Genomic DNA, 13,128 nt, shown 5'->3' with positions numbered 1-13,128 from the left:
TTACTGTACCACTTTTGAAATTCTTGGATGGTCAAAAAACGGACTTCCTCGCGATGTCCACTGCTTAAGAACAAATGTACAGCGTACTCGTCAGCTTTTCTACTCATTTTTTTAACTAATCAGATTGAATTTTTGTAATAAAGTTGCCATTAAAGGCGGAAAAGTGAGACGCAATTCGCTAGGATCCGAGAAAATTAATTTTTGGTAGCTTGGCAGGTCAAAAGCTAGTTTACCCTTTAATTCCGCCCGATTTTGATAGGTTAGCAGAATTTGTCCGCCCTGTTTACAAGCGATCGCATAACCTAATTCTACACCCACTAGGGGACTAGGCAGTAATTCCGTTTCCTTTTGGCTAATCGCCGTAGCATCGGCAATAAATAATAAACTTTTGCGAATTTGGCGTAATTGACTATCACTCAATCTGGTGACATTGCCCTCAGTTCGGGGCGTTTCTTCGATGGTTAAGGGCAAACGGGAGCGTTTATTGAGATTTTCGACGGTTTCGGTCAAAACTGTTTTTAAAGCGGTGCTAGAGTCCTTAAATTGGCTTTGGGAGCTAAAATAAATGACGGGATCCAACCAGGCGCTGAGGTCCTGTTTAGTAAAGTAAATTTCTTGGGAAATCAGGTCAATATTCGAGATGACGTAACCGCCACTACCTTCGAGGTAAAATTCCACCCTTTCCCCTTCTAGATAGCGTTGGAACCAGACAGAACCCTGTATTGTCAGACTATCATCGAGAAAATCGGCTCTTAAACCCGATTTTAAGAGACTATTGCGACTTAAGCGCAAGTCGTGGGGACGTTTGATAACCTCGCGGATAGGTTCGTATTTGTCCAGATACCAAGCTTTCAGAGCGATGATGGCCATAGGTGTGGCGATTAAAGACACTCTCCCATTTTAGCAGTAAGCACCGATATCCTCTCCACATTCATCGGCTAGGTAAGAAAGAGCGCGAAATCTTAACATCATTAGGTTTTCGTAGAGGGGATTTAGCTTGCAAAGGGGCGGAATCTCTAGAATTGTCCAGCTAAATAGGGTAATTTTCCGCGCAAAGGGACATTGAGCCGGAATTAGACGACAAATCCGATGAGCTAGTGCAGGTGTATTAATCTCTAGGCGATCAATTCGTTGCCGCAGGGGTTGCCATAAATCCCATTTTGGTTGCGGTGACGGGTTTTTCCGATTGCCTTTCGACCAAGGGGCGATCCAATTAGACAAAATTATTTTATTTGTGGTATAATCTGATACATCAGCATCAGCCATAGCCTTACCTTCTATTGATTGACTCATAAGGTTCTATCTGAGATTACGAGAGGACGAATACTCTTTCCCGAAAATCCTCTAGGATGTTCGGATAGTTGGCCGCTTTAAAGATAACATCTCTGGGATAAAATTACTCGTTAAGACTACACAGGAACGCTGGGGATGCGGAGAGGAAATTTGAACTTTTGTACTAATTCCCTGTCTCCGAGTTATCACCTGAAAGCTAATAGGCAACAGACGACAATAAGATAACGTCACCAGTGAGTTTAACTAGATTAATCTCTAAGCTTCGCCCAAAGATATTGGCTCTGATTAGAGCTATTTCTAGGTTAGCAAAAACTCAGGTTTTTTCACGTCAGCATAGTACACTTTTTCTGGGTATAAAATAGCACCCAGTTTTGTCAAAGATACGCAATGCAAGGGGTGGGATGTGGGAATTATCAATTATGAATTATGAATTATGAATTGGGTAGTTGGCTCTCTTAGGTTTGGTGGGCAAAATGTATTCTAAGATACAGTCCTGCTGGCGGTCGCAACGCGCTCGCTACGCGAGACCGAGTGGAAGGAACCACAAAGACACAAAGGACACAAAGATTGATCGATCATAGAGTAAGTTAAACTTATCACACAGAACCTAGAAGAGCCAGGAGTTTTTTGCTGTGAACTGATAACTGATAACTGATAACTGATAACTGATTTACATTCTTTCCAAAACGGGAATTCCTAGCAGAGATAAGCCTAATTTTAGGGTTCTTGCCGTTAAATCACACAAGACTAAACGAGAGGTTTTAATCGGTTCTGCCGCTTTCAGAACGGGACAATTCTCGTAGAAACGATTATACTTTTTACTTAGTTCGTAAAGATAATCACATAAACGATTGGGTAATAAATCTTCTTCCACGGCACTAATTACTTCCGGAAATTGCAGTAATTGTTTAGCCAGAATTAATTCGCTTTCATCCTTGAGAATTAGCGATGAATTGGCACTTAAATCCTGAAAATTAATACCACCTTCGCGACTGATACTCTGGACCCTAGCGTAAGCGTACAGCATATAGGGGGCGGTGTTGCCTTGCAGATTGAGCATTTTGTCGTAACTGAAAACGTAGTTACTATTGCGATTTTGGCTGAGATCGGCGTATTTAACGGCACTTAAACCGACAGTTTCGGCAGTCTTAGCGATAAAATCGCTGGTTTCTTCTCTTTCCTCGCTTGCCAGTCTTTTTTCTAAGTCAGCTAGGGAACAGGCAATCGCTTGATCGAGTAATTCTTGTAATTTTACCGTCTCCCCGGAACGAGTTTTTAATTTTTTACCATCTTCCCCTAAAACTAATCCAAAAGCGACGTGAACCACTGCCACATTATCGGGTAAAAATCCCGCTTTTTTAGCCACCTGAAATACTTGGGCAAAATGGTTAGCTTGTCCAGCATCGGTAACATAAATTATTCTTGCGGCTTTATCTTGCCGCACTCGATAACAAATTGCCGCTAAATCGGTGGTAGCGTAATTATAACCGCCGTCGGATTTCTTGACAATTAGGGGTAAAGGATCGCCCTCTTTGTTGGTAAAACCATCGAGAAAGACGCATAAAGCGCCGTTGTCTTCTGTTAGCAATCCCTGTTGATCTAATTGTCTGATTACTGTCTCAAGGTAGGGATTATAAAAAGATTCCCCCCTTTCGGTTAGTTTTATATCGAGAATATCATAGATTTTCTGAAATTCCCGTCGTGATTGTTGACAAAGTAACTGCCATGCTTGACGACTTTGAGGATCACCCGACTGTAATTTTACTACGGCTTGGCGGGCAGTTTCTTTAAAGTTTTCGTCTTCATCAAAACGAATTTTAGCCTTTTTATAAAAGCTAACTAAATCCCCTAAATCGAGAGCATCTGCTTGGGTTAAAGCACTAGGATAAGCTTCTTGTAGATAGGTGATTAACATCCCGAATTGAGTCCCCCAATCCCCGACGTGATTAAGACGAATTACTTGATGATGACGAAATTCCAAAATCCGAGCAATACAATCACCGATTATAGTCGATCGCAAGTGACCGACGTGCATTTCTTTGGCAATATTGGGACTGGAAAAATCGACAATAATTTTTTGACTGGGGTTAGCAGCGGCAACTCCTAAACGGTTGTCAGTAATTAGGTCTTTTAATTGGGTTTCTAGATAACTGGGTTTAAGGGTAAGATTGATAAAACCGGGTCCAGCAATTTCGGGGGGTTGACAGAGATCATCTATCTCTAGATTTTTTAGTAAAGTTGTCGCCACTTCTCGGGGTTTTTGTTTTAATTCTTTGGCTAAAGAGAGGGAAATATTACATTGATAATCGCCAAAACGGGGGTTACTAGCGGCGACAATTAGGGGATCGGTAGCGGCGAAGTTTTCCCCAAAGGATTTAACTAGGGATTGGGAAAAACGCTCTTTTATTTGTTGGATAATGGCAGTCATAGAGAGAATTTAGCAATGAATGTTAGAAATCTATGGGTAATGAGGAAATTTATCTTGCTCTCATCTTGAATAAAATTGAGCCGGACGGGGTATTATGTCCATTTTCTTGGTACATTATAAGCATCAAATTTAGTATCTTTACTAATTAGAATTAGTGATTTGTTTAGAGACTGAGCAATTAGCATTCTATCAAATGGATCACGGTGATGCAAGGGTAAAGTACAAATTTTTAGAGTATCAGAAAATGATATAGACAGTAAGGTTATATCTGATGCTTCTAGTTTAGTTTCAATGGTTTCATAACTTTTTTGTAGGACTAACTTACCTAAATTTAACTTAATCGCGATTTCCCAGAGACTAACAATACTGACATAAACTTCAGGAGCAAAATCAATTTCCTCCCGAAGATTATTAGGTAAGTTAGGATCGTTTTCAGTTAACCAGATGAAAGTATGGGTGTCCAGAAGAAAAGATGTCATCACATATATTCCTGAAAATCTTCCAAAGACTCATCAAAGTCATCGGACAAAGGTAAGGTAAATGTACCTTGTAAAATTCCTGAACGACGTTTTCTAAGAGAAGGTTTCTCTATAATAGCATCTGATTGATAATTGGCCATCAAATATTCAGCATAGTGAAGCAGCTCTATTTTTAAGAACTCTGGCATTGTTTCGACAGTTTCTAAGATTTTTGTGTCTATATTCATAGGTTTGGGATACTTAATTTGAGCTAATTCTTACTAATTACTTATTCCTTAACCAATAAAACCACGGCATAAACTGCGATACCTTCTTCTCGTCCCACCGGTCCTAATTGTTCGTTAGTAGTGGCTTTAATTCCCACCTGGTCCGGATTAATCTTGAGAGTTGCTGCTAACTTGGCTCGCATCGCACTGAGGTGGGGTTTCATTTTCGGTTTTTCGGCGACAATTACCGAATCAATATTATTAATCCGCCAACCTTTATCGATAATTAACTGATTAACTTGCTCTAATAATTTTAAACTATTCGCCCCTTGCCATTGTGGGTCTGTGGGGGGAAAATAATGACCGATATCGCCTAAACTAAGCGCACCCAGCATGGCATCCATAATAGCGTGGGTTAAGACATCGGCATCACTGTGACCCAATAAACCGACAGTATGGGCAATCTCTACTCCTCCTAAAATTAAAGGTCTTCCTGTTACCAATCGGTGGATATCGTAGCCGTTACCAATACGAATATTCATAGAGCAGTACCTTTGAAGTTATATTAATTATCTTATCGCAAAGGGAACAGGAAACGGGGAAATATTTTCCCTCACTTGTCCTTATTAGCTAATTAGCTAGGAAGGATGAACTATTCTGCTGAAGTTTTTCCTAATACAATGAAAGCTTATACTAAATTAATTTTTGATAGTATCATTAACTGCTAATCCAACTTTAAAAACCCACTTCTCACTTGCCACTCTATACTTGTTAAATAAGATTTAGTATAACTCGATCGCTGTTAAAATTGCGGTAGAATCAGGAGAGGGTTGGGTTTCATGCTTCAAACCAACCTACGTTCTTTTTCAATAAGATTTATAGCGTTTTTCAGTCTGCTGAGGTACAAAAGTTATGGGTTTTAGGCACTCATGCAAAAGGGAAGAAAAATAGGTGTACCTCACTAGCTTAGGAAACGCTATAGTTAAACACCGAATTTTGAACAATTATGCAACAATTTATTCAACAGTTAAAAATCGATTTATCCTTGACAGTGATCTAGCAGTTTCATCATTTACTTTCCTAAATATCCTTAGCTAATCATCGCCAATAAACCTTGATAAAAAATCTGAAAACTAGGAGAACAATTATGAGCAGGAGTCATAAATTGAGAAATTTCTCGGGCTGCTTTCACTTTTTCTAAACCTCCTCGATGATACCCAGCTTTTTGAAGTATCTTTTCTAAGTTTTCCCAAGTTCCGCCCGTAATTTCATCGGGTTTTCTGTATTTTGCTTGCTGTCCCACATTAGTAGAAACTTTGGGATAGGCTGAGACTATAGCCTGAATATCACCAAAAAACCAAGCTTCTAGTTCTTCTATAGCAATTCTATTTAACACCTGAAATGTTTTTTTATCTTCACTAATCGTTTTGGTGATCAGTCCTGTTTGTTGGGCAATATTTTCTAACTTTTCTTTGAGCATTTGACAATCTTCATTGTCTCTATCTACAAGAATAATGATTCGATAATCATCGGGTATCCAGCATTGATAGCCTTTTAATCGCTCCGGTAGTTTTTTGATTAAATCGGATTTACCTCGAAAGGCATGAATTTTATAGGTGACATTCTCAAATAATATTTTAGGTAAAATTTGATTTAAACATTCTTGGGTAGAAAATTCTTCAACTAAAAATTCAAGATGCACTTTTTCCCTCCTTTGCTATTAAACTTAAATGCTAGGATTACCCACATCAAAATAGTCCTCCATCCATAATTGACCCAACAAAGCACCATTTTGAATAAATTCCTTAACTCCTTGCATTGCTGAAGTACGTTTAGCTTGAGTAAAACCATTTTCATCTCGATAAAGTACCCAAACCTCCTCTGGTTTCAAACCATCTACAAAAAAGGGAGAATGAGTTGTTACCATTAATTGTGTACTTGCGGTCGCTGCCCGACATTCTTCTGCTAATTCAGGTAATAAACGGGGATGAAGATGATTTTCTGGTTCTTCTATTCCCAGTACTTGCGGAGGGCTTGGATCGTATAATATAGTTAAATAAGCCAACATTTTTAAAGTGCCATCGGAGGCAAATTTGGAAAGAATTGGCTCTTGAAAAGGTGCGTCTTTAATTTGAAGTAAAAGCTGTCCATTCGGCATAATAGATGCTTCGACTTTTTCTAATCTAGGAATTCGACGAGAAAGGGTTTGTAAAATAGATTTTAATCGTTGAGGATGATCTTCTTTTAAATATTGAATAACATTAGGTAAATTGTCACCAGTTGGCGATAATCTTTCTTGCGCTCCTGCTTCTGGTTGAGTGCGAGTATTATCTGCGGTTAAGTAGGAAAGATACCAACTTGTGATAAAACGACGCAAAGCACTAACCCGGGGATGTTTGGCCAATTGTCCGAGGGTACTAACAGCTAAAAATTCTGAGGAGTCTAATCGTTCATAAATTCGTTCATCTTCTTCTTGGGGATTTTCTCCACTAATCACTATTCCTTCCCCTTCTTTAAAGTTTAAAAAGCGATAAGGTTTGCCCCTCGCTCCTTGTCTCCACTGTAACCATTCTTCGGCAACATAAGGGCGATTGTTAGCTTCATTAATAGCCAAATGATAGGTAATTAAAGGTGATGCCAATTTTTCTCGATATTTTAATTCGATAATGATGTAACCTTCTTGTCCTCTGGTTCTTAATTCTTTAAATCTTCCCCGTCTGTCCCAAGCTTTTTTTAAACCAACAGTAAAACATTCAGAGAGGAAAGCAAAGACATCAAATATGGTAGATTTTCCGCTCCCATTAGGACCGAGAAAAACGGTTAAAGGAGCAATGCTTTTTAATTCTAAGTCCTGTAAAGCTCGGTAATTTTGCACGCGCAGATTTTCGATTCGAGGTATAGAGTTTTTAGACATTGATTGTTGCTCTCTGCTGCTTTTAGCTCGTCTTGTCCCAGATTAGCTGTTAATTTTCCCAGTTCCCGCAAAAAACTGGTCAATTTTTAGTAATCTCGCTCTTCTGGACTGGTTATAGCAAATTAGCTCTCCTGATTCTACCGCAATTTTAACAGCGATCAAGTTATACTAAATCTTATTTAACAAGAACGTAGGTTGGGCTTCGGCCGTGAGCTTTTGCCGAACGGTTGAAGCATGAAACCCAACGCTCTCCCGATTCTACCGCACTCCGAGTTTTTTCTTGGGGATAATCTCCTAACTTCTGACTATCCACTGCCGATTACCGCAAAGGATAGCCATTTATTCTATCAGATTGAGAAGATATTAAATATGATAACACTTGTGATTATGTTTTTCACTGCCTTGCTGGCAGTTACGGATTTTACTTACCAAGTTTTGATTCATTTTCCCATACAAATCATCAATTTTTTGGGGTCGTTGTTGTCCTATGGAGTAATCGGACTGATAATTTTTGTCCTAGTGTGGATTGTGGGTGACTGATTTCTCGGTAGAAAAAAATGAGAGAATCAGCCTTAGCCAATTCTCCCGAATTTAAGCCAACTTTTAGTTTTTACTGTTCACTAGCCACTGCTTGGGGTTGTCCTTGCGGTTGGAATTGGAACAGGGAATAAACCACGTTACGACGGATATCAATCATCATTTCTAAAAACATCTCGTAGCCTTCCTGTTTATACTCAATCAGAGGGTCTTTTTGACCGTAACCGCGTAAACCAATCGACTCGCGTAAAGCTTCCATAGCTTGCAGGTGTTCGCGCCATAACATATCGATTTGTTGCAGGATAAAATAACGTTCGGCATCGCGCATTAAACCGGCGCGAATATTATCCACTTGACGTTCTTTAATTTCGTAGGCTTTGCGAACTTCTTCGTGTAGGAACATCTTGATATCATTAACACTCATATCCTCGACATCTTTAGCGGTAATATCTGCCAACAGATAGACGAATTCCTGAGATTTACTAATCAGTTTTTCCAAATCCCATTCTTCCGCCGGCAGTTCGGGATTAACATAAGCCATGACGATTTCATCCATGGTTTTTTCGGCGTATTGCAGCACCTGTTCTTTTAGGTCCATCCCCTCCAAAACCCGACGACGTTCGGCATAAATAGCGCGTCGTTGATTATTCATCACCTCGTCGTATTCAAACACCTGTTTCCTGGCATCATAATAGAAGGTTTCCACTTTTCTTTGCGCTCCTTCCAAGGAACGAGTTAACATTCCCGACTCAATGGGCATATCTTCTTCCACCCGGAAGGCATCCATTAAACCGGCCACGCGGTCGCCCCCAAAAATCCGCAATAAATTGTCTTCTAGGCTTAAAAAGAAGCGTGTAGAACCGGGGTCGCCCTGTCTGCCCGCCCGGCCTCGCAATTGGTTGTCAATACGGCGGGATTCGTGGCGTTCCGTCCCGATAACGTGCAGTCCGCCTCTTTCTACTACTTCATCGTGTTCTTTACCCGTGTAATCTTCATAGGTTTTGCGAATTAATTTATAGACTTCACGTAACTTTTGAATAACTTGGTCATCCGTGGGGGCTTTTTCGGCTGCGATGGCGATTTTTTCTTCTACTTCTAATTCGAGTAAACTTTGAGTTCCGTGGGTATCAACGGCAAATTTAACCGCTTCTTTCAGGGCATTTTCTACCTCTTTCGGTAACTCGGTGGGAAAAATTTCCGCCGAGGCACGCCAGTTTTTTTTCTTCTTACCCGGGGCGAATCCTTGCGGGCGATTGCGTTCTCCTAAACTGGGTAAACTAAAGGCCAGATTGTCATCCTCGGGCATAACTAATTTGGGCATTAAATACTCGCGAATTTTCAATCGGGCCATATAATCGGAGTTACCACCGAGGATGATATCGGTTCCCCGTCCCGCCATGTTTGTGGCAATAGTTACGGCTCCGGCCCGGCCTGCTTGGGCGACGATTTCCGATTCCCTTTCCACGTTTTCCGGACGAGCATTAAGTAAGTTATGGGGAATCTTTCTTTCCTGTAATAAAAGCGAAAGCACTTCCGATTTTTCCACACTGGTAGTACCGACTAAAACCGGGCGACCCTGTTCGTGCATTTGTTGACATTCTTCGGCGACGGCGTTCCATTTTGCCTGTTCATTTTTATAGACCACATCGGCTAAATCTTGCCGACGAGAAACGCGATTAGTGGGAATAATTGTTACTTGCAGGTTATAGACTTTTTCTAGTTCCGTTTCTTCGGTTTTGGCCGTCCCGGTCATGCCAGATAATTTCGGATAGAGTAGGAAAAAGTTTTGATAGGTAATCGTGGCTAAGGTTTGGGTTTCCTGTTGAATTTCTACCCCTTCCTTAGCCTCCACTGCCTGATGTAAACCATCGCCCCAACGTCGCCCCGGTAATACCCGTCCCGTGAACTCATCAACGATAACAATTTCACCACTGCGGACGATATAGTTAACGTCTTTTTTCTGGAGTTCTTTGGCACGAATAGCGTTAGAAATATAGTGCGCCCAGGGATTTTCTTGGTCGTATAAATCGGTAACTTCTAATAGTTCTTCCGCTCTTTTAAAGCCTTCATCGGTCATTAAAACGTTACGGTCTTTTTCGTTAACTTCGTAGTCTCCCGGTCCGTCTTCTACTTCTTGGCGCACTAATTGTTTGGCGATTTCGGCGGCGAGAATATATTTTTCTGTGGGTCGATCAATCGCTCCTGATATAATTAATGGGGTTCTCGCTTCATCAATAAGAATGGAGTCCACTTCGTCGATAACGCAGTAGTTAAAGGGTCTTTGGACAACTTCCCCCATCACTGTAGCCATGTTATCGCGCAGATAATCAAAGCCGAGTTCGCTGTTAGTGGTGTAGGTGATGTCACAGGCATAATTTTTCTTTCTTTCTTCCGGACTCATGCCGGATTGAATTAGTCCCACACTTAACCCTAAAAAGCGGTGTACCTGCCCCATCCATTCCGCGTCACGACGGGCGAGATAATCGTTAACGGTGACGACGTGAACCCCTTTTCCGGTCAATCCATTCAAATAAGCGGGGAGTGTGGCAACTAGGGTTTTTCCTTCCCCGGTTTTCATCTCGGCGATTTGTCCTTTGTGGAGTACCATTCCCCCCAATAACTGCACGTCAAAGTGACGCATCCCTAAGACTCGGATTCCCGCTTCCCGGACAATGGCGAAAGCTTCGGGGAGGATTTCCTCGAGAATCTCCTCTCTTTCGTCATAATTTCTTGCTTTGTCCAATCTTTCCTTAAATTCGCTGGTTTTGCTCCTTAATTCCTCATCGGACAGGTTTTTAATGTCTTCTTCCAGCAGGTTGATTTCGGTGACGAGGGGCTGAAATTTTTTAATTTTGCGGGCGTTAGGGTCTCCGAGTAGGGCTTTTAACATAGCAGTTTTTATTCTCTCGCTTCGATTGGCTCTTGATCTGTGGTGTTAACAATTGTATCACTCTCGTTGGGAGTAGAGAGTCATTTATCGGTGAAAAGGGACTCTTGCCAGTGGGCAAAAATTAAGTTAGAGATGGTATCTTAGAGAAAAGAATATGCTCATCTACTTTGATTCCCTAAAACCTTAAAAAACTTAGTATTGCCGACAAAGGAGGGTGAAACCATGACAGAAAGCCTTACCATGGCAGCCCTCTACGGGAAACTCTCAAAAATCGGACTTAAAAAAAATTATGTCCGAAAAAATGGCTTGCCCAGTTGGTGGGATGATGAACTCAATGATAAACCCGTTGCGGTCCTAGAAGGGGCAGGTTATATCGCCAAAAACCTCAATCTTGACCTCTCATCCTTATTAACCCCTCAAGAAAAGGTCAAATTTAATCGACCTCCCCATACTAAATTTAAACAGCACAATAGCCAGAATAACCAACATCCCCATCTAGCACAAGCTTTAGCGAGTCGTTTTGCTGAGTTAATTTCCTTGGGGGTTGAAGTTAATTATACCCCTTTATCTAAGGATGCTAAAACCATCAGGAAAGACATCTTAAGTCACTGGCCAAAGGTTGACTTGACCTCTCTTTTAGACTATTGTTGGTCTCAGGGAATAGCGGTGGGATACTTTGATCATTTTCCTAACAAAACTAAGAAATTTGCTGGATTAATTCAATGGCATTCCACTTGTCCTGTAATTATTCTTAGTTCAAAATATCAACAGTCGGCAAGACTCGCTTTTGACTTAGCGCACGAGTTAGGACATTTAGCATTAGCACATCTAAAAGATGGGGTATTAGTTGATGAAGAGATTAAATTTGATAATGATAGCGAAGAAAAAGAAGCTAATCAATTTGCCACTAAATTACTCCTAGGTGATTATGATAACTGCCTTGGGGATGGGAAATTCCCAAATACTGAAAAATTCAGTAAATATGTTCAAGAACATTTTATCTCTCATCATCCGGATATTGACATAGGTGCAATTATTCTGAACTATGGATGGCATAACAACTACTTTGCTTTACCCATGGCTACTTTAAAAGTATTAGAACCCAACCCAAATGGCAATAAGATTATTAATGAATATTTGGCCAATCAGTTAGACTGGGATAAATTTGATGACGAAACCTACGAGTATCTAGAAAAGGTGTTAGGAGTTTAACCTTGATAGGTTCTGTTTATTGTTTGGATAATGACATTATCCTAAAATTGTCCACCTATAGCTTATTTGAGAAAACCCTCAATACCTTTGGAGTTGAAATTAATCAAGTTAAAATTCTTGAGACATTTAAATATAAATTTAAAAGGGAACCGCAACAAAAAAGGAAGAGAAACCCTGTTAAATATAACCTAGAGGATGCTTTATTTGTGGTTGAAGCCTGCGATAAAATATCAATCAATAATATCAATCAAGAGGATTTTATTCAATTACAGAAAATCGAAGGAATAGATATAGGTGAGGCTATTCTCATCAGTTATGTTAGCTACTTGAATAAACAAAATAATTTAAGCTATTTACTCACGGGAGATAAACGCTGCTTGAAAAATTTAAATGTTCCTGAAACTAATCAGATTACTGGCTATCTTCAAGGTAAAATATGGTGTTTAGAACAATTAATTTTAAAAGACATTGAAATTTATGGATTTCAGTGTATTCAAGAGAAAATTTATCCCGTTTGCGATTGTGACACTAATCTTAAATTTATATTCGGTTATAGCAGAGAATCAGCGGAGCAGGAAGTCAGAGAAGCGTTAAAAACTGAAATTAGGGAATTAAGAAAAGAAACCGGAAACTTACTTTATCCCTACCCTCCAGGATAGCAAAATTAGCTAAAATGAAACGATAGCCGATAATCTCATCCCAACAACTTCACCAAAATATTAACAAGGATGGATAGTATTAACTAAAGATGTAAACATTGGTAGAAATATTTTAGAAGTTCAACAGATAGCTCGTTATCAGGCTCAAGTATTTGTTCTAGTTTCTGGTAATACTAAATCTGGTTATTAAAAACTGATTATTTATTCTCCCTTTTGCCTTTTGCCTCTCCCAATATGTAGCCTATACTCAACGGATTTAGTGTTAATCTTCTCTCACCGGTGGCTTAACTAAAGGGGAAACCACCATATTTATGGATAATTATATCTATAGTTTCCATAATTGCGATCGATTCTCCCAAAATGGAGATAATTTGTTGATAATGTTCTAGGTCATCGTAGCTAAGGTGGCGACCTTTGCGGTCTTTTAGCCACTTCTGACACACTTGATAACCGCCGATATAAAAGTTCCAAATTTGAGGCGGAATCCCCGCAAAATACTGGTCAGAATTA

13 protein-coding genes and 1 pseudogene are annotated in these 13,128 nt (G+C 40.0%); 3 read left to right on the top strand and 11 right to left on the bottom strand.

Features of this window, described 5'->3' with window-relative positions; genetic code table 11:
- Positions 1 to 111 precede the first annotated feature (111 nt).
- From PX484_RS22035 to secA, 10 genes are all read right to left on the bottom strand, one after another.
- Entirely contained in the window at positions 112 to 870 is a 759-nt protein-coding gene (locus PX484_RS22035) for a hypothetical protein (protein ID WP_287765552.1), read from the bottom strand.
- Positions 871 to 900: 30 nt separating this feature from the next.
- Positions 901 to 1,293, bottom strand: a complete 393-nt coding sequence (locus PX484_RS22030) for a Mo-dependent nitrogenase C-terminal domain-containing protein (protein ID WP_287665976.1) — start codon at positions 1,291 to 1,293, stop codon at positions 901 to 903.
- Between the two features lie 670 nt (positions 1,294 to 1,963).
- The gene (gene argS / locus PX484_RS22025) at positions 1,964 to 3,721 is read right to left on the bottom strand and encodes an arginine--tRNA ligase (RefSeq protein WP_288105492.1); all 1,758 of its coding nucleotides are present in this window, start codon (positions 3,719 to 3,721) and stop codon (positions 1,964 to 1,966) included.
- A 92-nt stretch (positions 3,722 to 3,813) separates the two neighbouring features.
- On the bottom strand, positions 3,814 to 4,200 hold the full coding sequence (locus PX484_RS22020) for a type II toxin-antitoxin system VapC family toxin (protein WP_043997655.1): 387 nt from the start codon (positions 4,198 to 4,200) through the stop codon (positions 3,814 to 3,816).
- A complete protein-coding gene (gene vapB, locus PX484_RS22015; protein WP_002800430.1) occupies positions 4,200 to 4,427 on the bottom strand; it encodes a type II toxin-antitoxin system VapB family antitoxin in 228 nt (75 codons plus the stop codon). The genes PX484_RS22020 and vapB overlap by 1 nt, the downstream gene beginning before the upstream one ends.
- A 41-nt stretch (positions 4,428 to 4,468) precedes the next feature.
- Positions 4,469 to 4,948, bottom strand: coding sequence for a 2-C-methyl-D-erythritol 2,4-cyclodiphosphate synthase (ispF, locus tag PX484_RS22010; RefSeq protein WP_002800432.1), 480 nt, complete (start codon positions 4,946 to 4,948; stop codon positions 4,469 to 4,471).
- A 548-nt stretch (positions 4,949 to 5,496) separates the two neighbouring features.
- A complete protein-coding gene (locus PX484_RS22005) occupies positions 5,497 to 6,108 on the bottom strand; it encodes a DUF4276 family protein (RefSeq protein WP_002799501.1) in 612 nt (203 codons plus the stop codon).
- A 24-nt stretch (positions 6,109 to 6,132) separates the two neighbouring features.
- Positions 6,133 to 7,320, bottom strand: a complete 1,188-nt coding sequence (locus PX484_RS22000) for an AAA family ATPase (protein WP_287665984.1) — start codon at positions 7,318 to 7,320, stop codon at positions 6,133 to 6,135.
- A gap of 175 nt (positions 7,321 to 7,495) precedes the next feature.
- Positions 7,496 to 7,633, bottom strand: coding sequence for a hypothetical protein (locus PX484_RS21995; RefSeq protein WP_284526030.1), 138 nt, complete (start codon positions 7,631 to 7,633; stop codon positions 7,496 to 7,498).
- Positions 7,634 to 7,930: 297 nt separating this feature from the next.
- Complete coding sequence (secA, locus tag PX484_RS21990) at positions 7,931 to 10,747, bottom strand: preprotein translocase subunit SecA (protein WP_287665992.1); 2,817 nt, start codon at positions 10,745 to 10,747, stop codon at positions 7,931 to 7,933.
- Between the two features lie 222 nt (positions 10,748 to 10,969).
- On the opposite strand from secA, the gene PX484_RS21985 reads away from it, so the two are divergent.
- The 3 genes and pseudogenes from PX484_RS21985 to PX484_RS26145 all read left to right on the top strand — a co-directional run.
- Entirely contained in the window at positions 10,970 to 11,959 is a 990-nt protein-coding gene (locus PX484_RS21985) for an ImmA/IrrE family metallo-endopeptidase (protein WP_287665995.1), read from the top strand.
- 2 nt (positions 11,960 to 11,961) lie between these two features.
- Positions 11,962 to 12,618 carry a hypothetical protein gene (locus tag PX484_RS21980; protein ID WP_287765557.1) on the top strand — a complete coding sequence of 219 codons (657 nt, stop codon included), beginning with the start codon at positions 11,962 to 11,964 and terminating at the stop codon, positions 12,616 to 12,618.
- Positions 12,619 to 12,682: 64 nt separating this feature from the next.
- Positions 12,683 to 12,790, top strand: a pseudogene (locus PX484_RS26145) (PIN-like domain-containing protein); the annotation flags it as partial.
- Positions 12,791 to 12,902: 112 nt separating this feature from the next.
- Here PX484_RS26145 and PX484_RS21975 read toward each other — a convergent pair.
- Positions 12,903 to 13,128 (bottom strand): type ISP restriction/modification enzyme (locus PX484_RS21975; RefSeq protein WP_353853254.1); only part of this gene is annotated, 226 nt, incomplete at its 5' end.

Origin of the sequence: Microcystis sp. M49636_WE2, assembly GCF_030065375.1 — a bacterium.
Classification (GTDB): domain Bacteria; phylum Cyanobacteriota; class Cyanobacteriia; order Cyanobacteriales; family Microcystaceae; genus Microcystis; species Microcystis aeruginosa_C.
The sequence above is the reverse complement of the archived record's forward strand: the minus strand, read 5'-3'. Positions and strand labels throughout refer to the sequence as shown.

Excerpts from the sequence above, each read along its gene's own strand:
- PX484_RS21985 (WP_287665995.1), top strand. The coding sequence starts at position 10,970 with ATGACAGAAAGCCTTACCATGGCAGCCCTCTACGGGAAACTCTCAAAA.
- secA (WP_287665992.1), bottom strand. The coding sequence starts at position 10,747 with ATGTTAAAAGCCCTACTCGGAGACCCTAACGCCCGCAAAATTAAAAAA.
- PX484_RS22000 (WP_287665984.1), bottom strand. The coding sequence starts at position 7,320 with ATGTCTAAAAACTCTATACCTCGAATCGAAAATCTGCGCGTGCAAAAT.
- vapB (WP_002800430.1), bottom strand. The coding sequence starts at position 4,427 with ATGAATATAGACACAAAAATCTTAGAAACTGTCGAAACAATGCCAGAG.
- PX484_RS22035 (WP_287765552.1), bottom strand. The coding sequence starts at position 870 with ATGGCCATCATCGCTCTGAAAGCTTGGTATCTGGACAAATACGAACCT.
- ispF (WP_002800432.1), bottom strand. The coding sequence starts at position 4,948 with ATGAATATTCGTATTGGTAACGGCTACGATATCCACCGATTGGTAACA.
- PX484_RS22020 (WP_043997655.1), bottom strand. The coding sequence starts at position 4,200 with ATGACATCTTTTCTTCTGGACACCCATACTTTCATCTGGTTAACTGAA.
- PX484_RS22030 (WP_287665976.1), bottom strand. The coding sequence starts at position 1,293 with ATGAGTCAATCAATAGAAGGTAAGGCTATGGCTGATGCTGATGTATCA.
- argS (WP_288105492.1), bottom strand. The coding sequence starts at position 3,721 with ATGACTGCCATTATCCAACAAATAAAAGAGCGTTTTTCCCAATCCCTA.